Raw genomic sequence first — 1,184 nt, 5'->3', positions numbered from 1 at the left:
GGATTAAAGATTAGTTATTGTGACTAACTCTTTTGGTTAGAACAAGATAAACTTGAGAATCTTCGGTCAAATTTATTGACTCAAAATCAGCTATACTTAATTTAAATGAAACAGCCCTACCTTGATAAGGGGGGTGCCGATCCCCCCTTAATCCCCCCTTGATAAGGGGGGTGCCGATCCCCCCTTAATCCCCCCTTAATAAGGGGGGCATCTGATAATTTTTAAAGCCTACCTACTTAATATGGAACTGTAAACATATTGCCAACGCTCAAATGCAGATCTTGTAGGTGGGGTGGAACGAAACAATACTGGATCGAAAATGGCTCAGTTATGAGAAATTTGCACGGTGAATAGATAGCTTTATGAGAAAATGGAAAGGTAATGCAATCCTCTAAGCCAGATGACTATAGCAGAGCTATTCCCTACTTTGAGAAGTCTGCCTCGTGCAGACAAGTTGAAGGTGATGCAATTTCTGATCGCAGAACTAAGTAAGGACGAGGAGCCAAGCCTACAGCCAGGAGCAACATATTTACTCTCGTCGCCGCTTAATTCACACGCAGCGGCGCAGAAACTTGCTCAACTCCTAGATTCGGAACAAGCAACGCACAATGCGTAACGCCCAACGATTTAACTTTACCGAAGGATTCGATGGGTTTGGTGTCCCCGATGCCTTGCCTCAACTACCTATATCTCTGACATACCAAGATAGCTCGGTAGAGTTTTCAGCACTGTTAGACACGGGTGCAAGTGTTAATGTCTTACCGTACAGCCTCGTAGGTTGGGTTGACGCAAGGAAACCCAACAAAGAGTAACCTTTGGGGTGGTTGGGTTTCGCTTAAACAATCGAATTGAGCCATTTTCGACCCAGTATTGTTTCGCTCAACCCAACCTACAATAATTGCTTATATTAATTTCTGATTAATTGCCAATTCATTGCCGACACAAGAGTTAAAGCGATAACAATTCATTGCTGTATGTAACAATATAAGAGGAGTGCGATCGCCGATTTTGTAGGGTGCGTTAACGCGCGTGTAACGCACCGCTAATAGACCTCTTGCATAATTTTTTTATGGTATAATATAAGGTTTTGCTTTTTTCTCAATTCTTAGATTGAAGTGGAAAAAAGAATAAAATGTGATCTTAGGTCAGGAAATCATCTATAATTTTGCTATGTTTATTAGCAA

The 1,184-nt window shown here is 41.6% G+C and carries 2 protein-coding genes; one reads left to right on the top strand and one right to left on the bottom strand.

The window, feature by feature from the left end; genetic code table 11:
- Positions 1–608 precede the first annotated feature (608 nt).
- Entirely contained in the window at positions 609–812 is a 204-nt protein-coding gene (locus O9332_RS24380; RefSeq protein ID WP_288027724.1) for a hypothetical protein, read from the top strand.
- Positions 813–902: 90 nt separating this feature from the next.
- Here O9332_RS24380 and O9332_RS24375 read toward each other — a convergent pair whose 3' ends face one another.
- Complete coding sequence (locus tag O9332_RS24375; RefSeq protein WP_002789678.1) at positions 903–1,040, bottom strand: hypothetical protein; 138 nt, start codon at positions 1,038–1,040, stop codon at positions 903–905.
- Positions 1,041–1,184: the final 144 nt, after the last annotated feature.

This window comes from Microcystis sp. LE19-10.1B, from assembly GCF_027530565.1.
GTDB classification, from domain to species: domain Bacteria; phylum Cyanobacteriota; class Cyanobacteriia; order Cyanobacteriales; family Microcystaceae; genus Microcystis; species Microcystis aeruginosa.
Note: the sequence above shows the minus strand (reverse complement) of the source record. Positions and strands in the feature narration are given on the sequence as shown.